Source organism: Phormidesmis priestleyi ULC007 (genome assembly GCF_003003695.1).
GTDB lineage: Bacteria > Cyanobacteriota > Cyanobacteriia > Leptolyngbyales > Leptolyngbyaceae > Phormidesmis_A > Phormidesmis_A priestleyi_A.
In genome coordinates this window covers 1-24783 of sequence record NZ_PVWG01000036.1, presented here as the reverse complement: position 1 = coordinate 24783, position 24783 = coordinate 1, and the positions used below count along the sequence as shown (strand labels likewise).

Below are 24783 nucleotides of genomic sequence, written 5' to 3'. Positions count from 1 at the left end.
CAAGAATCGCAGAATATCATAAGCGTTAGGATGATTCTGAAATCGATCGCTTTGATTTTGATTCCATTTAGCGACTTAGAATGCTTAATGACTAATTCCTCGATCGAGACCTTCCTTAAAAAATTTGAGCGATTTGGAGTCAATCTCGGCTTAGAAGCGATTCAAAACCTTTTAGCCGAGTTGGGCAACCCGCACGATCGAGTTCCGATCATTCACGTTGCCGGAAGCAATGGCAAAGGGTCAGTGTGTGCCTATTTATCAACAGTGCTGACCGAAGCGGGCTATCGAGTCGGGCGCTACACATCACCACATTTGGTGAATTGGTGTGAGCGTATTTGTATTCGTGACCAGCCGATCTCACCCGCAGATCTCCAGCAAGTATTGCAGCAAGTTGAAGCAGCTATTCGTTTCGATCGCCCATCTCCCACTCAATTTGAAGTGATCACGGCGGCAATGTGGCTCTATTTTGCTCAACAAAAAGTAGATATTGCGGTAGTCGAAGTTGGTTTAGGTGGGCGGTTAGACGCGACCAACGTCTGCGATCAGCCTCTAGTCACAGTGATCACTTCCCTCAGCTTGGAACACTGGCAGCGACTTGGGCCGACCCTCGCAGACATCGCACGAGAAAAAGCGGGCATTCTCAAACCTGGCTGTCTAGCGGTGATTGGTCAAATTCCTAGCGAAGCGGCGACGATCGTCAATCGTCGCGCTTTGGAATTAAATTGCCCCACGATCTACCCAAAGTCCGCCAAAAATCTCGGCAACGGTTGGGCAGAATATCAAGGCATAGAAGAATATGAGTTGAGGCTTGAGACGGGCGAAGAAGGCTCGATCGAGCTAATCAAAACCTTTCAATATCAGTTGCCATTGCAAGGGGCGATTCAACTGCACAATTCAGCCTTAGCGATCGCGGCGCTGCAATTTCTCAGACAAGAAGGCTGGGAGTTTTCTGACGAAGCGATCACGAATGGAATCGCGAAAACCCAATGGGCGGGGCGGCTGCAATGGTTTACTTATTGCGATCGCCAGATTCTCATTGATGGTGCTCACAATCCGGCTAGCGCTGAGGTGCTGCGTCAATTTGTAGACACGTTAGAAAAATCTCCCATTCATTGGGTGATGGGAATGCTATCGACTAAAGATCACGCTGATGTGTTTAAGGAATTGCTGAGAAGCGGCGATCGGCTTGATCTCGTTCCCGTTCCTGGTCACAGTTCTGCAAATCCTCAAGAGTTAGCCATTCTAGCGAAACAAATCTGCCCTGATTTAGCGGATTGTCGCGTTTACGAAAACGTGTTTTTAGCATTAGAGTTAGCGATGCAGAAATCGGATCAAAATCTAATCGTCTTGTGTGGATCTTTGTATTTGATTGGTGATTTCTTTGAGAAGACCCGATCACCGATTTGAAGTACGATCGATCTTCTGAGAGCTTCTTACTTACTTACTTACTTACTTAGTCAGGCTGTGATTAGGTGTGATCTGCCTTGAGGAGCAAACTTGTCCGATTTTACAAATGGTATTAACCGTGAGATTTTTCTAGATCCAAGACACATTGCGAAACACCTACCCAATACGGCATCAGTGCAGCGATCGTTGAGACGAGGAAGATCAGCGCACGTTTTCAATGACAAAGTGACGATGGATCGAGTTGCTCAAACCATCATTGAAAGGGGAGAATATACAGGTATCGTTCGAGAATATGAGCGTTACGGTTTACTCTTTACTGAACCGATCGCTATCGAATTGATCCGAATGGTTCAACGATTCTTTTGTTCTACGGCGAGGTGAAGATTGATGCAGAAAACCGATATCACGTCATTCCCCGTACCCGATCGAGTGCAGGATGATTGGCAGTTTGCCGAGGTGTGGATTGAGCCAATGCTGTCGCCGCCCTACATTTTGCTGCTGTTAGGTGAAGAGTCGGGAAGTTGTCGTATCTTCGATCCTGCAAAAAACTATACAGTCATTTTTGCAAGTTCCACATACGACGAAGCGCAACACTGGCTATTGGAAGATGAATATGAACCCTTGGAAGGGCGACTTTCTGCATCTGAATTGCAGTGAGGGCAAATCCGAGCCTTATTTAATTCATGACTCTAAGAGGATGGTTGATTGGCTCGATCGCTCAACCACCTACTCAAAGATTTGTAGTCAATAATTACGATCGCCCGTTCCAACCTTGAGCCGCATCATTAATCGCTTGATCGATCGTCTTTTGCCCCAACATTGCCGCTTGCAGATTTTGATAAATCACTTTCTGCAACTCTTTAACGTTCTTCATCGCCGGAATCAAAACTTCTGCACTTTTGAGCTGACTCGCACTCACAATTCTGGCTTTGTCTACCGCAGTTGCATTGGCAGGAAGCGTGGTGAAATAGCTATCTTGTGACGCTTTAATCGTCGAGGGCAAAACGTTTGCAGCTTTGGCAAACGCCAGTTGATTTTCATTGTTGGTGACAAACAGCGCAAACTTAAGTGCGGCATCGGGCTGATCGGTGTCTTTAGGAATCAACAAATCCATCACTGCGATATTCTTTTTGCCTGTGTCACCTGTGATTTGAGGAGCCGATGCCGAGACTTGAGCGATCGATGGCGCATTTTTCTCGATCGTCTTCAAAAACTCTGCACCCGATGCCAAAATTGCGGTTTGTCCTTGTTGATAAAGGTCGATCGCGTGACGGTGCCCCTCGGTCAGCACTTCTTTGGGCATCAACCCATTTTTATACATCTCCACCCAATATTGAAAGGCGGCTTTGCCTTGCGGAGTATTGAATGCCGCTTTGCCTTGACCATCGATTAACTGCACCCCCATTTGCACAAACGATTCGAGAATCTCGCCCGAATCTTCAGGAACTGCCGTCGCAAAAAAGGCGTATTTTCCCGTTTTATCTTTAATTTGCTTTGCAGCTTGAGCCAGCTCTACATAGGTTGCGGGAGGTTTGCTCACGCCCGATCGCTTCAGCAAATCTGTGTTGTAAATCGCCACTCTAGTCGTCAGATACCACGGAATTCCGAAGCTCTTGCCGTTGAGTGTGCTCGACTGCCAAATATTTGGGAGATATTGCTGACGCACCTCGGCAGGAATCTTAGCATCGAGATCTAACCAGGCATTGCGCTCGGCTAGCTGGGTGGCAAAATTTGGGTTGAGATTCACTACATCGGGCGCACTCTTTGCCACCACTGCCGTGAGAATCTTGCGTTCCATCTCTGCCCAGGGCACATCGACCCACCGAATTTTCACCCCCGGATTTTGGGTCTCAAAGTTTGTGATCAGTTGATTGAAATAATCGGTGTATTGCGGCTTGAGCTGCATCGTCCAAAATTCTACTTCTGGCTGACCCGATGCCTGGTTGCTGCCCGAAGGCGCACTGCCTGTGCCACAACTCACCAGCCAACTCAGTACACATCCCAACAGGGCAAACAGTCCAAACGTTTTCCAGGTTCTAATCTGACGCATCTTCTCTATTTAAATGGCGATCGCGTAGCTTAGTCTACCTGATCACCAGAGTCCTAAAATCTGAGTTTTGAGTTGAGTCTACTCACTCAACGCTTTCCTCTCTTCAGATAGATGTGATGGGTTATTAGGTACTCCAATATTTCTGAATTAACAATCACCTAAAAGGACAAGCATGATAATCAGGGGTTCACGAATTGGAGCGATCGCATCGTTCACCTTAATATCTCTATCGTCTGGAATCTGGCTCAATCGAGCGATCGCGCAAGTTGGGTCAGATCAACCCGTCAAAAATCCAGGCGTTTCAGGAATTAGCAGTCCCACTCCATCGGGGAATGGCGGCGCAACGATCGATCAGCCCGTAACCAATCCTGGCGTTTCAGGAATTAGCAGTCCCGCTTCGTCTGAGAATAATGGAGCGACGATCGATCAGCCCGTGACTAATCCTGGCGTTTCAGGAGGGAGTTTTCCGACTCCTGCTTTGGGTCAGCCAAATCCTACCTTTGACGGCTCTCAACCTGTCACCAACCCAGGCACTTCTGGAATCAATACTCCCAGCTTGACCCAGCCTAGTCAGCCTGCAAACCCAGACACGATTCGCACGATCGTGCTGCCCAGCGATATTCCGAGTGCGATCGTTCAGCCCCGCACTAATCGAACTCCTCCGACCAGAACGCCTCAAGTCACTCAGCCAGTGACCCCGCAAGCCACACCCACCCAAATAGACAACGGCAGAGCCACGACCGGGTTTATTAAAACAGCAGTCCCTACTCAGCTAGCCAATAACCCCAACACCCAGAGATTAGACGCTCAACTGCTGCAAGCCACCTGCTCACAAAATTGGCAAGGTGCGATCGCCATTGTTGATCGAGCGTTAGAGAGTGCCCCTAATCAAACGTATCGATCGCAACTCAGAACCTACCGCAATCGCCTCGAATCTTTGTCAAGCGCGAGAACTACGATTCCTAACTGGTCACAAAAGTGCACCGGAGGATGAAAGACTGAAGGATGAAACCTGAAAAAGTTGAAGCCTGTGTTGCAATTGTGACACGGGCTTTCTGTATTTAGCGAGAGGCTTTTCTTTTGATACTTAATTCCACCTAGCAATTTGTCGTCGAACTTTTAAGGCTTGCGCCTGATCTCTCTTGAGCCGCTATCACAAACTTTATTTTTCGATCGTCATTTTCTGAAAATGCGTGTACTATTCACAAATGAGTTCCCGATCAAGCGCTTAGAGGAGAATTTTTTAGCCACAAGTTGATTGCAGATTCCAGCACCTAACCAGTCGATCAAACTAGTTTATCTGAGTCAAAATGATTTTTGTTTGAGAAGAAATCACCGAAATTGACTCAGCAGATTGGTCGATCATTTCGGGGTAGTCTGAATTCGTCAAGCAAAATTATTTGCTGATTATTCAGTCGATATTGCAGAATGAACCCCAAATCTTTGTATCTTTGTGTGCAAACGAGTCATTCTGAATTAAATTGTGTACTATGCTCTTGAACCCGACCGTTTTACGGTTATTCCTTCCCCAGCTTCGGTTCCAAATTATCTCTTAGTGGGCTAACAAATCTGTGGTTAACGGTCTAAAAGGTCTCTTTTCTAAAAAGTCTAAAGGGGTTGGCATAGAGTTAGCCCCCGATCGGATCAATATTGCCCAGTTACGTAAGCAAGGTTCAGGGTTTCGGCTCGCTAGCTACGTGACTGTTCCCGTGCCTGACGGGGTATTTCAAGAAGGGCAAATTGTCGATCCTCCCGCCATGTCTGAGCTAATTCAAACCGCGTTATCAGACAACAAAATTAAAGTTAAACAAGCGGCAACCGCCGTCCCAGGGGGGCGCGATACGGTGACTCGAATTATTCCGGTTCCCGCAGAGCTTGACGATCGGGAACTGCGAGAAATGGTGTTAAACCAGGAAGCCGGGTTATATCTGCCGTTCCCTCGCGAAGAAGCCGACGTAGACTATCAAAAACTCGGTCTATTTATTGACGAAGACGGCATTGAGAAAGTTCAGGTTTTGCTGGTAGCAACGCGCAAAGAAATTACAGACACCTATATTAATACTTTCCAACAAGCAGGGCTGCAAGTTGATGTTTTGGAGATTAGCAGCTTTTCACTGATTCGCACCATTCGCGAACAATTGAGACAGTTTGCGCCTCAAGAAGCTGTAGCTTTAGTGGATATCGAGTTTGAAAGCACCGAGATCTCAATTACCGTCGATGGCGTGCCGCAATTTTCGCGCACGGTGCCGATCGGCAGTTTCCAAATTCAAAGTGCTTTGTCACGAGCAATGAATTTGCCTCCTTCTCGCAGCATCGATTTGCTGCAAGGCATGACCATTCCGGCCAACCCAATGGATACGATGGGCAGTCCGAGAATGAGTCCGGGCACCAATCCCGGAACGGCGGCAATGCTGAGAGTTTTGGGCGAACTGTCTGACGAACTGCGGCGATCGATTGATTTCTATCTCAATCAAGGCGAAAACCTGGAAGTGGCTCAACTCCTGCTGGCCGGCCCAGGTGCCTCGATCGGGCAACTCGACGAATTCTTAACGCAACGCTTAAGTCTGCCCTGCAACTCGGTTGATCCTGTGGCGGCGCTCTCGATCGAAACGCCTCAAGAGATTCCGTTAGCGGCTAGACCAGGGTTAGGCGTTGTGTTGGGGTTAGGATTGCGGGAGGCATGGTGAGATGTATAGCTTAGACATTAATTTTCTCAACGATCGACCAGAATACAAAACCGATGGTGCTAGACGAGCCGGACGAAAAACCTCGACCTATGTGAGCGACGATCGTCGCCCCCTCTATTGGGGGTTAGCGGCTGGGGTTTTCTTTCCGATCGCGCTGTTAGCGTTGTGGGGCTTTCTGCAAGTCAGAAACGCCGACCTAGAGCGACAGCAAGTAGAGTTAGACGCTCAACTGGGCAACCTCGAAGCTCAGAAACGAGACCTCGCATTGATCAACGCTCAAATCAAGCAAAGCACTGACGAAACTCAAGCGCTGGCAACGGTGTTTAACCAAATTAAACCCTGGTCAGCGATGGCGCAAGATATTCGCGATCGCTTGCCGCCCAACGTGCAAATTGCTGGCATCACGCAGGTTGACCCCGCTAAAACTCCAGCAAAACCTGCGGTGGCGGGTCAAGCGCCAGCCCCTGTGTCGGGGCTGATCCAGATCGATGGCGTGGCAAATTCGTTTAACGATGTCAACGACTTTCTTTTAACCTTGCAACAATCTAACTTTTTGCAGAGCGCTCAAACCAAGCTCATTAGTGCAGAACTCACAGATTCTCAAGCATTGCAAAGTTTAGATTTAGCTGGCTCTAAGGCTGGCGGCTCAAGCGCCAACTATGAGACCCCCAAACTGCCGCCACGAGTTAAGTTTTCGCTCCAAACTGCCTTGAGCGAAGTGCCTGCCTCTGAGCTGATTCGCGAACTCGATCGTAAAGGAGCCGTTGGACTCGTGACCCGTATTGAAGCCCTCAAAGAAAAGGGAGTGATTAAACCATGACGGCAGGTGGAGATTTTATTCCTCAAGATTCAGACTTTGATCCGGGTCCCAACTATCCGGTTGTATTTGGCATTACGCTCACGCCTGTCATCTCCGGCATCGCTCTAGCAGCCGCAGGGCTGATCAGCGCTGGCTTGCTCTGGAATTATGTGGTCAGCCCTACCTGGGAAGCGTATCAATCGCTAGATGCCAAAGTTAAAGAAAAGAATGAGCAACTTAAGGAACAGGCATCGATCAAACAACAGATTCAGGATGCCAAGACAAAGCTCACGCAAGTGAATCAGCAACGCGATCAGGTTTTAGCTTTATTTGCAACCGACAAGACGTTAGATACGTTGTTGCTAGACATCAATCAGTTGATTGATAAAAACAACTCAGGTCGCATTGCGGCAACTAAGGCAAAGCTTAACAGTTGCCCTGCTTGGGTACGCGATCAATATTCTGATATTGTCACCTACCAAAAATTTGAAGACAAAGTAGGCGCTTTGGTCGCTGATGCCAAGCTAAAGAAATTTACGCCTAATGTCAAAGGCACCGAGGTGATTGCCGATGGTTCGCTCGGTGCGCCGATCGACAACAAGCTCAAGCGTCAATCGATTGACGTGCAGTTTGAGGGCAACTTTAACCAAACTCAATCCATTTTTAGAACGATCGAGCGTCTTCAGCCGTTGCTGCTGATCAAAAATCTCAAGATTGAGGTCGGCGATAAAAACCGCGCACTGGTTCCAGGCGGTCTCTATGAAATTGCGCCGGGGGGCATCGTGCGCTTTTTAACCAACTGCCAGCCCGATGCCAAAATCACGACTTCCTTTCAAATGGAGGCGTTGATACCTCTCAATGCGGCGGATAAGAAGGCACTCGTGCCCACTCCTAGCCCAACCGCTTCACCCAAATAGTCAGAGCGGCGGCAAGACCGCTCGATTTACGTTTTAATCCCATCGTTTTTAAGTTGAGAGAGGAGTGAACCCGTGAAGGAGTTTTATGGAATCGGTGCAGCCACTGCCGCGATCGTGCTGGCGGCAACTCAGGCAGCAAGTGCAGCCCCAACTCAAGTCACCAATGTGCGCTTAAATCCCAGTCGATCGGGGGTCGATGTGGTGTTAGAAACTCAGGCGGGCGATCGCGCTCCGCAAGTGTTTAACGTCAACCGCGGCAACACTTGGACGGCTTATATTTTCAATACGCAGCTACGCGGCGGCCAGTCTTTTCAGCAAAATAACCCAGCACCAGGCATCGCCTCGATCGCGGTCACACCCGTCGGTGGCAATGGCATTCAGGTGACCGTAGTGGGGCAGGGCAATACCGCTCCGACTGGGCAAATTGCCAGCCGCAATGCAAAAGGCGTGATTTTGAGCGTCAGTGGTGCTGGCGGAGGGGGAGCGCCCGTTGCTCAGGCTCCTGCATCAACGCCTGCTGCACCGTCTGCAACGCCTGCTCCACCGCTTGGGGTGCCGATCGCGCCTCTGGTGCCCAACCCAACGATTACGACTACTCCGCCTACGGTGCCAGTGGCTCCAGTGCCGCCCTTTTTGCCGAGAGCCGTAGCTCCACCCGTTGGAGATATTACAGTCGCGCCGATCGACGTGTCGCCTTCCTCGATCGATTTGGGTTCCGCAGAACGCATTCCTCGGCTCGTGCTGCGCGATGCTCCAGTGCGAGAGGTTTTGTCTCTACTTGCCAGAGCCGCCGGACTCAACTTAGCCTTTAGCGAATCTCCGGGCGGACAAACTGGCACAGCCGCCGGACAAGCGACTCGATCGGGCGGCCCGACAATCTCGCTTGATATTGAAAATGAGTCAGTGCAAGATGTCTTCAACTATGTGTTACGGCTGGCTTGCGTCCCTGTTGCAACAACCGGGCAGGGTGGGGGCGGTCAATGTGGCAGCCTAGAAGCAACGCGCTCAGGGCGAACCATTATTGTTGGCACCCGGTTACCTAACTCGGCTCGTGGGGCATTGGCTCGGAGTCTGCGCCTCAATCAAATATCTGTGAGCAGTGCCGTCAACTTTTTGGTGGGCTTGGGGGCAGAAAGCGCGGTGACCAGAGAGCGGCAAGTCAGAACGGTGATCGCTCAGTCGGCATCTCAGCTAGAAGGTGCTCAACAAACTACGGCAAACCAGCCAGCCACTACCGAGACCACGACAGAAACCAGAGTCGAGGTTCAGCGCGCTGAGTTTAGAGATTCTACGCCATTTCTGCGAGGCATGCAGGTATCAGGCGATGAGCGCACAAACTCCATCACGCTGATCGGCACCGCTAAACAAATTGAACTGGCAACCAGCCAACTGATTCAGCTTGATTCAAGACGGCGGATGGTAGCAGTCAACGTCAAAGTGATTGACGTAAACCTGCTGGCACTGCGGCGATTTGGCACGACGTTCTCGTTTGGGGTCGGGGATTCGCAGATCCTTAACCAAGGCGGCATTGCGGTGCTTAACTTTGGTCGAAACACCCCTGGGTCAAGTTCGGCGACCTCGGATGGTACCGGAAGCACGATCGGCACAGTTGTGAACATCGCTGGTGGTGCTTCACCCGTTGATTTTATTCGTAGCTTTTTTGCCCAGCTACAGGCTTCAGTGGTGAGCGGCAACGCTAAGATCTTGACCGACCCGACGCTAGTTGTGCAAGAAGGGCAAACCGCAACGGTTAACTTGACACAAGAAGTGATCACAAACTTTGTTCAGAATGTGACTGGGGGGAGGAATGATGTGCAAACTGTAACCCTGACGGCTGAGAAGAGATCTGCTGGGTTGATTTTGCCCGTTAAGGTCGATCGCATTGATGACAACGGCTTCATTTCTCTATCGGTTGCTCCGTCGATCTCTCAGCCTGAGAGCACTCAATCTATCAACATTGCTGGCATCAATGGCTCACCTGGCTCAAGTAATATCATCACGCTGTTGTCTGAACGAAAACTAGAGTCAGGTCAAATCCGGCTAAGGGATGGTCAGACGTTAGTGCTTTCCGGGATTATTCAAGAGCAAGACCGCGCTACGGTAACGAAGGTGCCGATTTTAGGAGATATTCCAATTTTGGGTGCTTTATTTCGCCGCACCGAGCGCAATAACCAACGCCGAGAAGTGATTGTGCTGCTGACTCCGCAGATTATTGACGACTCCGATCGCTCAACCTACGGCTATGGCTACACGCCAGGGCCGGAAGTGCGGCAGGTCTTGCAGCAAAATCCAGGCAGTCGCTAACCTCTAGATAGGCGACTTGCTAAACCATTGAAGATACGCTATGAGAGCCAGAATTCAGGATGTTTCTTGAATTCTGGCTCTTTGTTTGAAAGAATGGTTCTCAGGCTTAATGAAACTTCCCGCTTGGCTGCCCCGTTTCCGTCATGAAGTTTGGATTCTCGCCTTGGGTCGGTTGCTCTCACAAGTTGGCACCGGATTCACCCTATTCTATGCGCCAATTTTCTTTGTCAATCAGGTTGGGCTATCGGCAACCGCTGTCGGGTTAGGGATAGGCAGTGCCTCAATTTCTGGCGTGGTTGGGCGTGCCCTCGGCGGCACCTTTGCAGACTCAAAATTTTGGGGACGTAGACGGACTTTATTACTGTCAGCGGTGGTTTCTTCGATCGCTTCATTCACCCTAGCAGGGGCCTATAATTTCCCAGCTTTTGTCGGCGGCAATCTGCTCATGGGGTTGGGAATGGGGCTTTATTGGCCGGCCACCGAAGCAGTCGTAGCCGACTTGACAACTCCTCTTCAACGCAACGAAGCTTACTCGATCACCCGTTTGTCGGATGTGTTAGGGCTGGGCATCGGAGTCGTTCTGGGCGGGTTGCTGATCAGCTCAACAGGCTCGTATCGATCGCTCTTTCTGATCGACGGATTTTCATTTTTAGTCTTCTTCGGGGTGATCTATTTCGCAATCGCTGAAACCAATCCATTTGTTGAGAGAACTCGTGGACAAGGATGGACGATCGCATTCGCTGATAAGCGTCTATTAGTGTATGCGCTAGTGAACACAATATTTACGACTTACATTGTGCAAATTGATAGCACGATGCCGCTCTATTTCAGTAACTTTCTGCACTTAGATAACGCTCATCGGGGCTTTCCTCCCCCTGTGATTAGCGCTTTGTTTACAGCCTATTTGACGTTATCGGTGATTTGCCAATTGCCGATCGCGCGTGCTTTCAATCGATTCAGCCGTTCCAAAGTGTTGATGCTATCAGCGTCGCTGTGGGGAGTTGGGTTCGCTCTGATCGGCATTACCGGAATCGTCTCGCAAGGGCACCTCGTTTGGGCAATCTTAGGCATGGGTGTCTTGTCATTCGCAACGATCACCTATACGCCTGTGGCATCTGCGCTAGTCGTCGATCTAGCGCCCGAATCGCTGCGAGGAGTTTATCTAGCCGTCAACTCTCAGTGCTGGGCCGCAGGTTATTTTATTGGCCCTCCCTTAGGTGGATGGGCATTAGATCAATCCACGACGATCGCTCATGGTTTGTGGCTATTTCTCACCTTGAGCGTTGTGGTCGCGATCGCCATTTTGCGACGGCTTGACCAAATGATCAAAGCAGAACTATAACGTCCAAACTGTCTCGATCCAAATTGCGATTACGCCGTCTAGAGCGCGTACACTTTATTACGGTCGATTCTTTTTAATGCAAGGTTGTCGAGCACGAGCGCTATGTTCAAAAGTCGCCTTCTTCTCAGTTTGGTTGCCTTTGCGGTTAGCTTTGGTGTGAGCTTTGTGACCAGCAGAGACTTTGGTCGGGCATTGCTGACAGGATTGATTACATTCTTTGCAAGCTTGGTTGGGGTTGCGGTCGCTGAACGTCGCTATCATCAGTTATTTGAGCAACGCTCCGCAGAGTTGATGGCGCACATTCGCGGGTTGCAGCGCCAGCGATCAGAGGCTTATGAGTCGCTGCTTGCTATTAGCGAAGAGCACGATCGCATTGCCCAAGACCTCGATTCTCCCCCAAGTCAACCTATTTATAAACCTAGAGCCGCCGTTAGTTGGAACCTCGCTCACCCTTCGGCTCCAGTTCAAGCGCCGACTAGCCAGGTTCATCTGCGTCAGACCAAACTTCAGGCACTAGAGCGCCAAGAAGCAGACCTCAAAGAGTCGCTGTCGTTCACTCTTTCAGCCAAGCAGCAAGCAGAACTGAATCTAACCACAACTCAAGCGGAACTGAACCAAATCAAAGCGCAAATTCTAGAACAGAAAAACACGAAAGAAACTTTGATTCAGGAGATCGCCGCGCTAACGGGTCAAAAACAGCGCATAGAAGCTGACTTATTGACCTTGCAGCCGCAGATCAACGAGTTAGAACGCTATCGATTGGAACTCGATCAGTTTTTACTTTCAGCCGAACCCAAACGCCAACAAGTTGAAACTGGCTCAAAATCTCTGCAAACGGCGATCGAGCAATTGCAGCTTCAAATCTCATCTCTGCATGAAGAACTTGGTCAGTTAGAAACCCAAATTCTCGCTCGTCGTCAACAAAAAGAAACCCTCGACCACGAAATTTCAGCGTTAAAGAAAACGTCAGTCCCCAATCAAGTCACCGACGTAACTCACAAAGTCGCAATCGTGCCAGTCAATCAACGCTCGAATGGCACGGTAATCAAATCGGCTTCTCCAGACTTGCCAGTTGAGTGGACTCAATTTTTTACTCACCTGTCAGATTCGGAATTAAAAGCACTGCGCGCGATCGCCGAGCAAAAAAATCTCATGCCCACGCTCAAAAAAATTGCAGAAGACAATCTCACCATGCCTGAGCTTTTGATCGACGCGATTAACGAACGCGCCCTCGATACGATCGGCGACATGATTTTAGAACCCGGCTTAAGCAACACTCCCGCTGTGATTGCTGAAGAATATCGCTCGATCGTCCAAAAACTCATTCATCTCTAAATTAATGCGTTACTTTTCCTCTTGATGAGTATTATAAAGAGCCTCTCGACTCTTCCTGGAATTGTCTTATTTAATACTGTTTTCTACAGAAAATAAGCTTACCCCTCACACATTCAACTGATAAAAATATGGTTCAGTCCACATCGCCTACTCTTTTCGTCAATCCCACAAGCGGCAGCGATAGCGCAGCAGGCAGTCAAGTTTCGCCCTTTAAAACGATCGCGCGCGCCCTGCAACAGATTAAATCTGGAACCAAAATTCAACTCGCCCCAGGCACCTACAGCACGGCAACGGGTGAAACCTTTCCGATCGTCATTCCTTCTGGCGTGACCATAGTGGGCAACGAATCCAATAAAGGCAGCGGCATTCAAATCACAGGTGGCGGCATCTTTGCCAGCCCCACATTTGCCAATCAACTGGTGACGTTTAAGTTAGAAAATAACGCCCAACTGCGAGGAGTCACCGTCACCAATTCTGAAACGCGCGGCACCGGAGCTTGGATCGAATCGACCGCACCCACGATTGCCAACTGCACCTTTGTAAATTGCAAACGAGAAGGCGTTTTTGCGACAGGCACCGCCAACCCCGTCGTCAATGACAATGTATTCTTTCAAAACGCCGCCAACGGAATCTCGATCGTCCGCGACACAAAAGGCGAGTTTCGCCGCAACGTCTGCCAGAACACTGGGTTTGGGCTGGCGATCGGAGACAACGCCGCGCCCTTGATCGCCGACAGCCGCATCTTTGAAAACCGCTCTGGTATCGTGTTGTCAAAAGCTGCCCGTCCTGTTTTGCGCGGCAACATCGTCGAACGCAACACCGAAAGCGGGTTAATTTCGTTAGAGCGATCTGTCCCTAACTTAGGCAGCAGTCAAGATCCAGGCGGCAATATCTTTCGAGATAATGCTGAATTTGATTTTGAGAATGCGACCAGTCCACCGATCACGATCGCATCGGCTGGCAACCAGATAACGCCAACCAAGGTAAAAGGCCCGATCGAGTTTCTTGTCAGCGAAGTTCCGACTCCTACGCCTACGCCGACTCCCAGCCCGATTCCAACTCCTGCACCCACGCCGACTCCCAGCCCGATTCCTACACCGACTCCGACTCCCATTCCAGTTCCGACTCCGACTCCCACGCCGACCCCGACTCCCGCTCCAGTTCCGACCCCTGTGCCCGACACTGGATTAAGCGACATTCGAGGACATTGGGCAGAAGCCTTTATTCAAGGATTAGTCAGTCGAAGTCTGATTAGTGGCTTTCCCGATGGCACCTTTAAGCCCGAAGCTCCCTTGACCCGCGCTCAATATGCCGCGATCGTAGCCAAAGCCTACGATCTGCCGCTCAAACAAGCCGCGACAAATTTCTCAGATGTGCCAGAAAACTTTTGGGCACGCGATTTCATCATCAAATCCAATCGAATGGGCTTTATTGCGGGCTTCCCGGATGGCACCTTTCGCCCCGGTCAAAATCTTACCCGCGTTCAGGCGCTAGTGTCGCTCGTCAACGGGTTAGGACTCACAGGCGGAACGCCTAGCGCGGTCGGGGCTTATAGCGATCGGGCTGAAATTCCCAGCTATGCAACCGATTTAGTGGCGACGGCAACTCAAAAGCGCCTTGTCGTCAACCACCCTAATGTGGCGCAACTGCGGCCCGTGATGGATATCACCCGTGCTGAAGTCGCCGCTCTGGTTTATCAATCGTTAGTGGCAACCAATCGTGCCCCCGCGATCGCATCTGCGTTCATCGTCGATCCAGATACCTCAGTGGCAACGTTTTCAGATATTCAACAGCACTGGTCAAAAGATTTTGTTTTGGGTCTAGCCAGTCAAAACTTCATTAAGGGGTTTGCTGATGGCAAGTTCCAACCCGATGCCCCAATGACTCGCGCCCAATATGCCGCCATCATCGCCAAGGCCTTTAACCCGGCTCCCAAACGCAATGCCTTCAAGTTTTCTGATGTGGCGGCCGACTTTTGGGCAAAGCCAATGATCGATCAGGCCTATCGGGCTGGCTTCATCTCCGGTTTCCCTGACGGCACCTTTAAGCCTAATCAGAATGTGACGCGACTTCAGCTAGTGCTGTCACTGGCAAGCGGGTTTAACCTGCCGCCCGGAGATGTTAGCGCCTTGAATTTGTATGACGATCGCAGTGCCATCCCGCAAAATGTGCTCGATCGCGTAGCCGCCGCAACCCAAGACCGGATCATTGTCAACTATCCAAATGTGCGCCAGTTTAACCCCAACCGTGATGCCACCAGAGCTGAGGTGTCTGCAATGGTTTACCAAACGCTGGTGCGAGATGGCAGAGTGGCATCGCTAAACTCACAGTACATCGTCAACGCCTGATTCGAGGGGGATCAGCCCCAAACCTGATCCCTAACCCCTTTTTTAGGTTCCGTAAAATGGGAGAATACTAATTGAATTAACCACGATCGCAATTTTACAGCTATGGCACAAATGCAATTTTCCAGGGGTGTTGATGAAGATGTGACTCCTGATGTTCGGTTGACTCGCTCTAAAGATGGCACGAGTGGAACCGCTACTTTCTACTTTGAGAAACCCACAGCATTGAGCAATGATGTCACCGAAGATGTCACCGGGCTATACATGATTGATGAAGAGGGCGAAATCATCACTCGCGAGGTCAATGCCAAATTTGTCAACGGCAAGCCAGAAGCACTAGAAGCCCTCTACGTCATGAAATCAGTTGAAGAGTGGGATCGCTTCATGCGCTTTATGGAACGCTATGCCGAGCGCAACGGATTGGGCTTTTCTAAGTCATCATAGTGGGCACTCATGACCCAACATCCTCACCCTGACGCTCCCGGGGTGACTGTTTCTTGCGCTGTCATTACCGTGAGCGACACCCGCACGCGTGAAACCGATCGCAGCGGTCAACTGATCCAACAGCTTTTATCGAATGCTGGGCACTCGATCGGGTTCTACACCTTAGTAAAAGACGAACCGGATCAGATTCGTTCACAGATCCAAAATTTAAGCGAACGTTTGGATCTGAGTGTCCTCATTGTGAATGGCGGAACGGGGATCGCACCTAGAGACACGACCTACGATGCGATCGAGAGCCTTCTAGAAAAAACCTTACCAGGATTTGGAGAACTTTTTAGATTCCTCAGTTATCCAGAAATTGGGTCAAGAGCAATCGCGTCGAGAGCGATCGCCGGAGTCTATCGCGGCAAACTCGTGTTCTCGGTTCCGGGTTCTTCAAATGCGGTCAGACTTGCCCTAGAAAAATTGATTCTTCCAGAACTTGTGCATTTGGTGAACCAAATATCTGGAGGTTAAAATTCTTCCTTAACTTCAAAGATTGGATGTTCTACACGGCTTGAATCCATTCTTTCACGTCGTACTCAGTCCAGATCTGGTTTTGCCAATAGGGGTCAGCTTCAACAACTTGACGCACGGTTGCCTCGTCTTGCGCCTCATAAATAGCGAAGACTTTTGTGAGATCTTTGGTCGGACCGATCGTCACCAGCACTCCCGCCGCTTTTTGTTTTGCCAGCCCATCTAAATGTGCCTGACGATAAGGAGTCCGTTTTTCTAGAACGTCCTCGCAATAGCTTCCCCACATCACATATTTGGGCATTGCTCGCGCTCCGATTAGCTTCTCAGTTCCACTCTAAACTTCTCAACGATCGCCTCTCGCACCTTTTGTTGAATGGGCGCGATGTCGTCATCAGTGAGGGTGCGATCGTCAGCTCGATAAATCAGCCGAAACGCCAAACTGCGTTGACCTTCAGGAACTCGATCGCCCCGATATTCATCAAACAATTCGACCGATTCGAGCAATTTTCCGCCAGTTTTGGTGATCAACCGCTTTAATTCTGCCACTCCAACGGTTGTAGCGACATAAAACGCCAGATCGCGATCGGAGGATGGATAGGTCGAATAAGACTGGAAGGTAGGAATCAAAACCTCTTCTTGTTCGAGTTGAGCGATCGCCACATTCAGATCGAGTTGAAACACGTAGATCTCATCGGGCAGATCTCGCTCTTGCCTCAGTTGGGGATGGAGTTGTCCAAACGTGCCCAGCCGATTGCCCTGACTCCAGAGAGAAGCCGTCCGTCCGGGATGTAACCGAGAGTCGCGGCGATCGGGCTGATATTCGATCGTCAAGCCCACTCGCTTAAACACCGCCTCTAAGATTCCTTTTGCCTCAAACCACGAGAGAGGCTGCTCTCGCCCACTTCGCACCCATTTGCCTTGTGTTGGGTCGCCTCCCATAATTCCGGCGATAAATTCGGCTTCGGTCAATCCTTCCTCTTCTCGCGAAAACACATGACCAAACTCAAAGCCGTTTAGCGCCCCATTTCCCTGCTCTAAGTTGAACTGAAACGCATCAATTAATCCTGAAATTAGATCAGTCCGCAGGGCAGAATATTCTGTGAATAGCGGATTTGCGAGAATCACCTGGCTCTCTGACTCTGGTTTGCCCAATGAGTAGTGAATCAACTCCGTCAACCCGGCAGCTCGCAGTGACTCTCGAAGTTTGCGGGTGATCGCTTGCTCGATCGACAAATATCCTGGCTCTGTCTTCTCTGGCAGCGTGTCGCAGAACTTGTTGTATCCATAGATTCGAGCGATCTCTTCAATCAGGTCGATTTCACGCTCTAGGTCTCGATAGCGATAGAAAGGCACCGTCACCGACCAACCATCGGGCTTGATGACGGTAAGCTCACAGCCTAATGCGGTGAGAGTCCGTTCAACCTCGCTGGACGGAAGGTCGCCAATATCATCTTCTAACTCGACCATTCCTAAGACTTGATTGACCCGCTCTAGGCGAAGCTTGATCGTTCGCGTCACTGCTTCCTTCGGGCGCGAGTCTGCGGTTTCTTGAGCGACGATCGTGCCTCCCGCCAATTCAATCATCAGCTTTAAAGCACGATGGCAAGCAGTTTCTAGTTCGGCGAGATTAACTCCTCGCTCATAGCGGGCAGACGCTTCAGTTCGCAAACCTTGAGAACGGGCAGACCGACGAATCGCCGCCGTGTCAAAGAGTGCCGCTTCTAGCATTAAGTTTTGAGTACCTTCATAAACCTCAGTCTCCTCACCACCCATCACCCCTGCCAGGGCAATCGGCTTGTCATTTGCAGTGATCAGGAGCGTTTGCTCTTGGAGAGATTTGGTTTGTCCGTCTAGCGTTTTGAGCGATTCTTCAGCACGAGCAAATCGAACTCCGATCGTCAGTGCATCACTTCCAGCAACGGTGACGAGACGATCGCGATCGAAGGCATGGAGCGGTTGTCCCCACTCTAATAAAACGTAATTTGTGACATCCACCACATTGCTAATCGGACGGATTCCTGCCGATTGCAGACGTTGTTGCAGCCATAGAGGAGACGGAGCGATTTTTACGCCCTCGATCGTCGTGCCAATATAGGTTGGGCAAGCCTGAGGCTCTAAAACCTTCACGGATAAACTGCCGCTCCCAGATTTTTGAACCGTTGGCTTTTCTGCCTGCGGCAATCTCAGCGTCGCCCCTGTCAGCGCCACAACCTCACGCGCCACGCCTACCATACTCAGCGCATCCGCCCGATTTGCAGTCGAGGTCAGATCTAAAATTACGTCATCCAGCCCTAATAAAGGTCGAGCATCCTGTCCCGGCTTCAGCGTTCCTAACACTGACTCGTCAAAGATGTGGATGCCCTCTGATTCTTTAGTTAACCCCACCTCAGACAAAGAGCAGATCATGCCTTCTGAAGCAACGCCCCGCAACTTAGCGGGTTTAATCTTCAGGTCAACTTTGGGCAAATAAGTTCCCAGCGTTGCCACCGGGACGAAAACTCCCGATCGCACATTTGCTGCCCCACAGACGATCGTAGAAGGCGTGTCACCCCCAATATCAACTTTGCAGACACTTAAGCGATCGGCATTTGGGTGAGGATCGCGCTCTAGCACTTTGCCCACCACAACCCCATCTGCCCAAGTGCGTCGGTCTTCAATGTCTTCGACCTCAAACCCTGCCATCGTCAGCATTTCAGCCAAAGCTTCTGGAGGCATTGAAATATCTACTAGTTCCCGCAGCCAGTTCAGAGAAATACGCATTGAGCTTGCTTTTGATCTACGCCAGTCTGAACTATTCTACCGCTCCCAGGCAAAGGATTGGACAGAGAGCGGTCTGATACCCATTTGATGTGTGAATGCGACAGATCCGTATGAGGGCACTGCCGTGCCATGCCCGTACAACAAGCCGTGCCCCGTCGGATTGAACGATCAGTCGCAGTTGCTTCCGAAATTGGTTTGACTCATCCCCTCAAACTCTTGACCCTGTAGTCAAAATAGAAATAGTCTACTTTTTGCTACAGTGTTTTGGCTGCATTTCTGGCTTAACTTCGGATTTATGTCTCACAAACTTACGGAAGTTCCAGTCCGTCAGAGTATTGAGTAATAAGAGATAAATATCACCTTTGCAACGAGGCTATTTCTTGGGCACCTATTCTCAAACGGATACAATGCAATGTCAGCAAAATCTATCTAGACAAGCATGATTTTCACAGTCTACGATTATATAAAGAGGGTTTTTCTAAAATGGGAGTAACCTTCTTTGATTTGACTCAACTCTAGTTTGCCTTTACACGATCGCCCAGCTTCCATAAAAGTTATCCATGCTGAAAGGAAAGTTCGCGCTATTGTTGTTGGCAGAGCCTGACCGTATGGGTATCCTGTATAACCAGGAGCATTCAGCAAATTAGGGGCTTGACCGCTGCTAGTTTATAGAGACTTTAAGTTCAAATGGTTCAACTTTAGACACTCTTTAAAGGATCTCTTACACCTTTGACCCTATAGTCATCGAGTCGGTGCCCAGATCATCAGGGCAGGGTAGCAATATCCCACTACTCACAATCAACGCGGGTAATGCTGAATGAGCTACTGCTTGAATCCAGTCTGTCCACATCCTGAAAACCTCATCCACACTGAAGCGTGTCAGGCTTGTGGCTCTAAGCTATTGTTGAGCGATCGCTTTCGGATTCTGCACGCGCTTGGTCAAGGGGGCTTTGGCGCAACCTTTCTAGCCCGCAACGAAAAGTTACCCGGTCAGCCCAACTGTGTGATAAAGCAATTACGTCCCACTGCCACTGCCCCTCACATTTTGCAGATGGCACGAGATTTGTTTGGGCGAGAAGCCTGCACCTTGGGAAAGATTGGCAACCATCCCCAAATTCCTCAGTTGTTGGACTATTTTGAGGCAAATCAAGAATTTTATCTAGTTCAAGAATATATCAGTGGGGCAACGCTGCAACAAGAAGTTAAGCGAGAAGGCACATTTGGCGAATTAAAAGTCAAGGTCTTTCTGAGCGAAATTTTGCCTATTCTGCAATATATTCATAGTCATCAAGTCATTCACCGTGATATTAAGCCTGCAAACTTAATTCGGCGCTCTCACGACTGCAAATTGGTATTGATCGACTTTGGAGCGGTCAAAAATCAGGTGAGCGATTTGAACGCTAGTCTTTCAGAACAAACAGCCCTCACGTCTTATGCGATCGGCACCCCTGGTTTCGCTCCACCCGAACAGATGGCGATGCGTCCGGTATATGCCAGCGACCTCTATGCGCTAGGAGTCACCTGCATCTACTTGATAACAGGAAAATCTCCTAAAGATTTAGACTACGACCCCGCAACGGGAGAGTTAGTCTGGCAAAAACAAGTCCAGGTGAGCGACCACTTTGCCAAAGTTCTCAGAAAAATGCTAGAAGTCTCAGTTCGTCACCGCTACCAGTCGGCAAACGAGATTCTGCGAGATCTAGATTTGGAACCCTACTTAGAAAGTCTGGCAAGCGGTATGACTAACGTGCCATCTCAGCCAAACACTGTTGGGCGCAAGCGAGGCGACCCTTCTGGGCCTGACTCTCAAGATTCTTCCGCTTCTCCCAATGCTCGTGCTGCAATGGCAATCAGAGCACGCCAGACTCGCACTGAATCGACCAGCCTTCAGTCTGGGCAGACTCGCGGTCGCGTTATGGCAACTAAGCCATCAGTTTCAGGAGCTAAAAGCCGCGACTCTGGAGGGCGCACCGGAAACTCTGGAGGAGGGCAGTCGAGCAGTTCACCTAAGCTAGATTCTCAAGGGTTACAGAGCTACTACAGCAAAGGGAAACGAGATTTTGCTTCTTATGATTTGACGGAGTTGATTCTGACGAGAGTCGATTTATCGAATGCGGTTTTCCATCAGGCAAACTTGCATAAAGTCAATCTTCATGGAGCCAACCTGATTAGCGTTAACTTTGGACGCGCCAATCTCAGTCACGCCAACTTACGTGATGCCAACTTGACAAAAGCTTATCTCAGCAACGCTGACCTAGAAGGTGCAGACTTACGCGGAGCCAACTTGAGTAGCGCTTACCTACTCAACGCAAACTTGCGAGGTGCTAACCTCTGTGGCGCAAATCTCACTGGGGCAAAGTTGAGTCAAGAGCAGTTGACGATGGCACGAACGAACTGGATGACTATCAGACCCACAGGGAAACGCGGAATTTGGTAAAGCTAAGGCTAGTCATCAAAGCGCTTCTGAAAATTAGAAGATCAGCAACCTTCTGTTCGCTAGTGTACTTTTTCAAGCTTAGAAGACCTGTAAATTTAAATTATCTTGTTTACCCGGAACACTGTCCTCTACCAGCAATGTTAGAGGATTTTTTTGTGAAAGAAAGAGGGCGATCGCCCACCCTCAGCTACATCGGTCACTCGCCCGTTACCAATTCTTCTACTGCCGGATCAAACACAATCTCATAGTTTCCGATCGGGTTCAGCCGCTTCAACACCCGCAAATGTTCCGTCGCATCATTCCGCCGCCGAAACCGAGCCACCACACGGCGCTGCATCTTTGGCAAAAGCTGAATAATGCACCAAGGAGACAAACGATCGCGGTAACTCCGCACAAAACTGTCACCAACCGTTGCTGACGGCTGCGATGCTGATATCATATGGTTACCTCCCGTAATGGGATAAGAAGTAGCGATCGCTCTCAAGTTTTCCAGGCGAAAAGAGCGATCGCTTTTCAATGTACAACAATTATTAAATGTCGCATACGCGTCATTGTCAAGTCTGAATGGGGCTAGTTAGGCTAAAAATTCGAGAATTAGCTGACAAGCGAGGCTGGACTTTGAAAGAAGTGTCCGAACGCTCAGGCGTTAACTACAGCACAGTCAGAAGTTATGTTCAGCGTGGTGAGTTGAATACTGTTGATTTGAGTGCGGTTTATAAGATTGCGAAGGCTTTTGGGGTGACGATCGATGATTTGGTTGAGGTGGTGGAATAGGGGGCGATCGAACTCTTACAAAGACCTGACGGTATCAAGTACATAGATCCTTCTAAAGGCAAAAAACACGCCGAGTCGGAACATTAATACAAGTCTTAAAAACAGGCTGAAGCTACCGGACATTACAGTCTACAAGTCGCAGTTTGAGAGAAGAGAGACGTGTTCCATCCAACGCCCACGCGTCAACTTTACCCCAAGCCGCGGAAGATATCCCCTCGGAGAAGAGATATCATAAACTACCTTCGTATACTTACCCTTTTCCATCCAACCGTTAGTGTTACAGAAACTTTCCCATGCCTCCGCATGATACTGCCCGTCAACAATGCCTCCGCACTCTAGATATAATTCTTTCTGAACACTAAAGCCAAACCGACCCTCGCTATACTTTACCCACAACCGATCAATATTCAACAACTCCTCACGCGGAAAATTCAGCAAGTGCTCTGGCTCAAACCACTCCCCCTCTTCCTTCCCCACCGTCATAATCATCAATCGATACGTTTCATTATCCGCCTCTTTCCACTGCTGGTCTTTCAGAAATTCCTCTAGCTTTTGATACCGAGAACTTAGCACCTTTTTCTTAAGTGCCTCAAACTCTTGCAACAACGGCTGCTGGTTCACTGTGAATTCCTCCAGATGTCGGTATCGATGAATCAGCAGCTTTTCTTTGAGCGACCCTAACTCTTTCACCAAAGCCGGATCGATTCGCTTTGTCGTCTCCTGCAAGCAAACATACGCTAAATCCGCTGCCCCGCGCTCCGTCATCTCTCGGATCAGCTTTCCAGGGTTCACTAATCCCGCATACAACAAAATCACCTGCTTCCACCAATCCTCCCCCAACTTCTCATACAGCAAACTCTCCTGCCCCAACCGAGCCACCTCCTCCGCCGCCAAATACTCCTGAAAACTCAGATGAGCAAACTCATACTCATCCTCCTGCTCGATCACCAACTCACTCACCTGCACCACCTGATCGAGAAACTCCACAGCATCAATGGTTTCACCCTGCACTGTCAAATATCCTGCCAGCCGTTCCACTAGCTCTCTACGCTCCACCCGCCCCTCTTTTTTCTGCATCATCTCCAGCGCCAGCATCTGCAAAATCACCTGCGCTCCACACTCCAACAGCAGCGTCTCCAACTTTCTCGCCCCAGGGCGATCCTTCAATTGCAGCCGACAAATCTCCTGATATAGCTCCACCCGTCGCCTTGGCAACTCCGCCCCCGGAAACCGCCGATGAAACGTCACAATCATCGTCAGCAAAAGCGGATTCTTCGCCAAATCCTTCAATTCCGATCGCGCCTCAATCTGCGCCAAAAGCTCATCTGCGGCAGATTGCGCGGCTTGTTTGACATCCGGCGTATCTCGTCCACTGTTCGCAAACCGCTCTTGATATCGATACCAACTCTCCACAAAATCCCGACGCTGCCCCTGATTAAAATCACGCACCCAAATCGGAGTCGTCATCTCTAGACGATCACCTGCATCCTGCTCTCTATAAGCTTTAGGGCGCGAAGTCAGAATAAATACCGAATCTCTATATCGCCGCATCTGCTCATTTAACCACTTAGCCAGAGCAGGTCTTTTAGCTTTCTCCACCTCATCAAACCCATCCAACATCACCACCACATCGCCCCGCCGAAGGCTCTCCTGCGCCCAATTCACTGGCAGCTTCAATTCTTCATCAGTCGGCAAAGCAGGAATATGATGCAGCGTAATCAAATCCGCCAAATTGGGAGCATTCTCTTGAGTTAGCAAGTCACGATATTTCCGCAGCACCAACAGCACCGGGATTTTTTGTGACACTTGATAGCGTCCTTGTTGCTTATTCCCATAAGTATGAGCAACATGCTTAAGCAGCGTCGTTTTGCCATAGCCACCCCACGCCAAAATCACCATCTGCCGCAGCATCGGTTCCGCTTTTGTTCGCTTCAACAACTCCCAAATTCGCAGCTTGCCCGATCGAATACTTGCAGCATCGTCCGCACCCTCCATTCCCCGAAACCCTGGAGCGATCGCGCTACTGTCCAATTCGAGCGGCACAAACACCTCTTCCAAAAGCGGAGTTCCCAAATCAGACTGGCGAACTCCTTCAGGGCGATAAGCCTGACAATCCCACGCCTGACACTGAAGATACTTATCCTCACCCTGCGTTACTTTAGCGATCGTTCCCTGAGCCAGACTATCAATCCGATCGTTAATCACCTCTCCTGCTTTCGCCAATCGCTTCTCATTGCCCCGATGAATCGGTTCCAGCAATTTTGCCCCATAAGAGAAACCAAACCCGATTAGAGCGGAAGCGATCGCCTTAGCCACATTCGTTTCAAAAATCAGAGAGTAAAGCCCATAAACACTACCAACCCCAACCCCTCCCGGCTTGATAACCCTAATCAAAAATTCTACCACCTCCTGCACAATGGAATCTTTTTCAGGCTTGGCTTCAGGTCGATCGAGTGATTCTTGCGGCATTGCAACATCTAAAGCAGAGGTCTCACCTGAATTCTACACAGATTGCATTAGAAGCTCCGGTATTTCCTAGCGACAGAAGGGCTACCAAGATCACAAGCAAGCCAATCGAACAAGCCTCCTTTCAGCTAAGAAAGGAGGCTTTGTTCTTTTAATATTCAACCTGGCGATGAGCTATTTTTGCGGGAGGCTACCCTCCA

The 24783-nt window shown here is 49.8% G+C and carries 19 protein-coding genes and 1 pseudogene; 15 read left to right on the top strand and 5 right to left on the bottom strand.

Going from position 1 to position 24783, the window contains the following annotated elements:
- The first annotated feature begins 30 nt into the window (after positions 1-30).
- The 3 genes and pseudogenes from C7B65_RS20480 (at position 31) to C7B65_RS20470 (ending at position 2064) form a co-directional block, all read left to right on the top strand.
- Complete coding sequence (locus C7B65_RS20480) at positions 31-1407, top strand: bifunctional folylpolyglutamate synthase/dihydrofolate synthase (RefSeq protein WP_317615840.1); 1377 nt, start codon at positions 31-33, stop codon at positions 1405-1407.
- Between the two features lie 174 nt (positions 1408-1581).
- Positions 1582-1847: pseudogene (locus C7B65_RS29675) on the top strand (DUF6972 family protein).
- Complete coding sequence (locus C7B65_RS20470; protein WP_073074542.1) at positions 1795-2064, top strand: hypothetical protein; 270 nt, start codon at positions 1795-1797, stop codon at positions 2062-2064. The pseudogene C7B65_RS29675 and the gene C7B65_RS20470 overlap by 53 nt, the downstream one beginning before the upstream one ends.
- Before the next feature lie 94 nt (positions 2065-2158).
- On the opposite strand, the gene C7B65_RS20465 is transcribed toward C7B65_RS20470, so the two are convergent.
- On the bottom strand, positions 2159-3457 hold the full coding sequence (locus C7B65_RS20465; protein WP_073074543.1) for an ABC transporter substrate-binding protein: 1299 nt from the start codon (positions 3455-3457) through the stop codon (positions 2159-2161).
- A 172-nt stretch (positions 3458-3629) separates the two neighbouring features.
- Between C7B65_RS20465 and C7B65_RS20460 the strand changes: the two genes are divergently transcribed.
- The 10 genes from C7B65_RS20460 (at position 3630) to C7B65_RS20415 (ending at position 16146) form a co-directional block, all read left to right on the top strand.
- Complete coding sequence (locus C7B65_RS20460; RefSeq protein WP_073074544.1) at positions 3630-4451, top strand: hypothetical protein; 822 nt, start codon at positions 3630-3632, stop codon at positions 4449-4451.
- 577 nt (positions 4452-5028) lie between these two features.
- A complete protein-coding gene (pilM, locus tag C7B65_RS20455) occupies positions 5029-6144 on the top strand; it encodes a type IV pilus assembly protein PilM (protein WP_073074545.1) in 1116 nt (371 codons plus the stop codon).
- 1 nt (position 6145) lies between these two features.
- Positions 6146-6964 carry a PilN domain-containing protein gene (locus C7B65_RS20450; protein WP_073074546.1) on the top strand — a complete coding sequence of 273 codons (819 nt, stop codon included), beginning with the start codon at positions 6146-6148 and terminating at the stop codon, positions 6962-6964.
- A complete protein-coding gene (locus C7B65_RS20445) occupies positions 6961-7860 on the top strand; it encodes a hypothetical protein (RefSeq protein ID WP_073074547.1) in 900 nt (299 codons plus the stop codon). The genes C7B65_RS20450 and C7B65_RS20445 overlap by 4 nt, the downstream gene beginning before the upstream one ends.
- Before the next feature lie 72 nt (positions 7861-7932).
- Positions 7933-10164, top strand: a complete 2232-nt coding sequence (locus tag C7B65_RS20440; RefSeq protein ID WP_073074548.1) for a type IV pilus secretin family protein — start codon at positions 7933-7935, stop codon at positions 10162-10164.
- 109 nt (positions 10165-10273) lie between these two features.
- Positions 10274-11506 (top strand): MFS transporter, encoded by a 1233-nt coding sequence (locus tag C7B65_RS20435; RefSeq protein ID WP_073074549.1) that lies wholly within the window; start codon positions 10274-10276, stop codon positions 11504-11506.
- Between the two features lie 102 nt (positions 11507-11608).
- Positions 11609-12841 carry a tellurite resistance TerB C-terminal domain-containing protein gene (locus C7B65_RS20430; protein ID WP_073074550.1) on the top strand — a complete coding sequence of 411 codons (1233 nt, stop codon included), beginning with the start codon at positions 11609-11611 and terminating at the stop codon, positions 12839-12841.
- Positions 12842-12969: 128 nt separating this feature from the next.
- Positions 12970-15189, top strand: coding sequence for an S-layer homology domain-containing protein (locus tag C7B65_RS29360; protein ID WP_073074551.1), 2220 nt, complete (start codon positions 12970-12972; stop codon positions 15187-15189).
- A gap of 102 nt (positions 15190-15291) precedes the next feature.
- Positions 15292-15630, top strand: coding sequence for a photosystem II reaction center protein Psb28 (gene psb28, locus C7B65_RS20420; protein ID WP_073074552.1), 339 nt, complete (start codon positions 15292-15294; stop codon positions 15628-15630).
- Positions 15631-15639: 9 nt separating this feature from the next.
- The gene (locus C7B65_RS20415; RefSeq protein WP_073074553.1) at positions 15640-16146 is read left to right on the top strand and encodes a MogA/MoaB family molybdenum cofactor biosynthesis protein; all 507 of its coding nucleotides are present in this window, start codon (positions 15640-15642) and stop codon (positions 16144-16146) included.
- A 31-nt stretch (positions 16147-16177) separates the two neighbouring features.
- On the opposite strand, the gene C7B65_RS20410 is transcribed toward C7B65_RS20415, so the two are convergent.
- Together C7B65_RS20410 and pheT are read right to left on the bottom strand one after the other, a co-directional pair.
- A complete protein-coding gene (locus C7B65_RS20410) occupies positions 16178-16447 on the bottom strand; it encodes a YciI family protein (RefSeq protein WP_073074554.1) in 270 nt (89 codons plus the stop codon).
- A gap of 14 nt (positions 16448-16461) precedes the next feature.
- Positions 16462-18906: a phenylalanine--tRNA ligase subunit beta gene (gene pheT, locus C7B65_RS20405; RefSeq protein ID WP_073074555.1), complete on the bottom strand. Its 2445-nt coding sequence runs from the start codon at positions 18904-18906 to the stop codon at positions 16462-16464.
- Positions 18907-19723: 817 nt separating this feature from the next.
- Here pheT and C7B65_RS20400 point away from each other — a divergent pair.
- Positions 19724-21343 (top strand): serine/threonine-protein kinase, encoded by a 1620-nt coding sequence (locus C7B65_RS20400; RefSeq protein WP_073074556.1) that lies wholly within the window; start codon positions 19724-19726, stop codon positions 21341-21343.
- 196 nt (positions 21344-21539) lie between these two features.
- Here the strand turns inward: C7B65_RS20400 and C7B65_RS20395 are convergent, their stop codons facing one another.
- A complete protein-coding gene (locus C7B65_RS20395) occupies positions 21540-21782 on the bottom strand; it encodes a hypothetical protein (protein WP_073074564.1) in 243 nt (80 codons plus the stop codon).
- Between the two features lie 125 nt (positions 21783-21907).
- Here C7B65_RS20395 and C7B65_RS20390 point away from each other — a divergent pair, with 125 nt between their 5' ends.
- Positions 21908-22117 (top strand): helix-turn-helix domain-containing protein, encoded by a 210-nt coding sequence (locus C7B65_RS20390; protein WP_073074557.1) that lies wholly within the window; start codon positions 21908-21910, stop codon positions 22115-22117.
- Between the two features lie 129 nt (positions 22118-22246).
- Here C7B65_RS20390 and C7B65_RS20385 read toward each other — a convergent pair whose 3' ends face one another.
- Entirely contained in the window at positions 22247-24586 is a 2340-nt protein-coding gene (locus C7B65_RS20385) for a GUN4 domain-containing protein (RefSeq protein WP_106254111.1), read from the bottom strand.
- Between the last annotated feature and the right edge of the window lie 197 nt (positions 24587-24783).

Coding starts and splice junctions, on each gene's coding strand:
- C7B65_RS20415 (WP_073074553.1), top strand. CDS start 15,640: ATGACCCAACATCCTCACCCTGACGCTCCCGGGGTGACTGTTTCTTGC.
- psb28 (WP_073074552.1), top strand. CDS start 15,292: ATGGCACAAATGCAATTTTCCAGGGGTGTTGATGAAGATGTGACTCCT.
- C7B65_RS20470 (WP_073074542.1), top strand. CDS start 1,795: ATGCAGAAAACCGATATCACGTCATTCCCCGTACCCGATCGAGTGCAG.
- C7B65_RS20430 (WP_073074550.1), top strand. CDS start 11,609: ATGTTCAAAAGTCGCCTTCTTCTCAGTTTGGTTGCCTTTGCGGTTAGC.
- C7B65_RS20435 (WP_073074549.1), top strand. CDS start 10,274: ATGAAACTTCCCGCTTGGCTGCCCCGTTTCCGTCATGAAGTTTGGATT.
- C7B65_RS20400 (WP_073074556.1), top strand. CDS start 19,724: ATGAGCTACTGCTTGAATCCAGTCTGTCCACATCCTGAAAACCTCATC.
- C7B65_RS20450 (WP_073074546.1), top strand. CDS start 6,146: ATGTATAGCTTAGACATTAATTTTCTCAACGATCGACCAGAATACAAA.
- C7B65_RS20465 (WP_073074543.1), bottom strand. CDS start 3,457: ATGCGTCAGATTAGAACCTGGAAAACGTTTGGACTGTTTGCCCTGTTG.
- C7B65_RS20460 (WP_073074544.1), top strand. CDS start 3,630: ATGATAATCAGGGGTTCACGAATTGGAGCGATCGCATCGTTCACCTTA.
- pheT (WP_073074555.1), bottom strand. CDS start 18,906: ATGCGTATTTCTCTGAACTGGCTGCGGGAACTAGTAGATATTTCAATG.
- C7B65_RS20385 (WP_106254111.1), bottom strand. CDS start 24,586: ATGCCGCAAGAATCACTCGATCGACCTGAAGCCAAGCCTGAAAAAGAT.
- C7B65_RS20480 (WP_317615840.1), top strand. CDS start 31: ATGATTCTGAAATCGATCGCTTTGATTTTGATTCCATTTAGCGACTTA.
- C7B65_RS20410 (WP_073074554.1), bottom strand. CDS start 16,447: ATGCCCAAATATGTGATGTGGGGAAGCTATTGCGAGGACGTTCTAGAA.
- C7B65_RS20445 (WP_073074547.1), top strand. CDS start 6,961: ATGACGGCAGGTGGAGATTTTATTCCTCAAGATTCAGACTTTGATCCG.
- C7B65_RS20390 (WP_073074557.1), top strand. CDS start 21,908: ATGGGGCTAGTTAGGCTAAAAATTCGAGAATTAGCTGACAAGCGAGGC.
- C7B65_RS20395 (WP_073074564.1), bottom strand. CDS start 21,782: ATGATATCAGCATCGCAGCCGTCAGCAACGGTTGGTGACAGTTTTGTG.
- C7B65_RS29360 (WP_073074551.1), top strand. CDS start 12,970: ATGGTTCAGTCCACATCGCCTACTCTTTTCGTCAATCCCACAAGCGGC.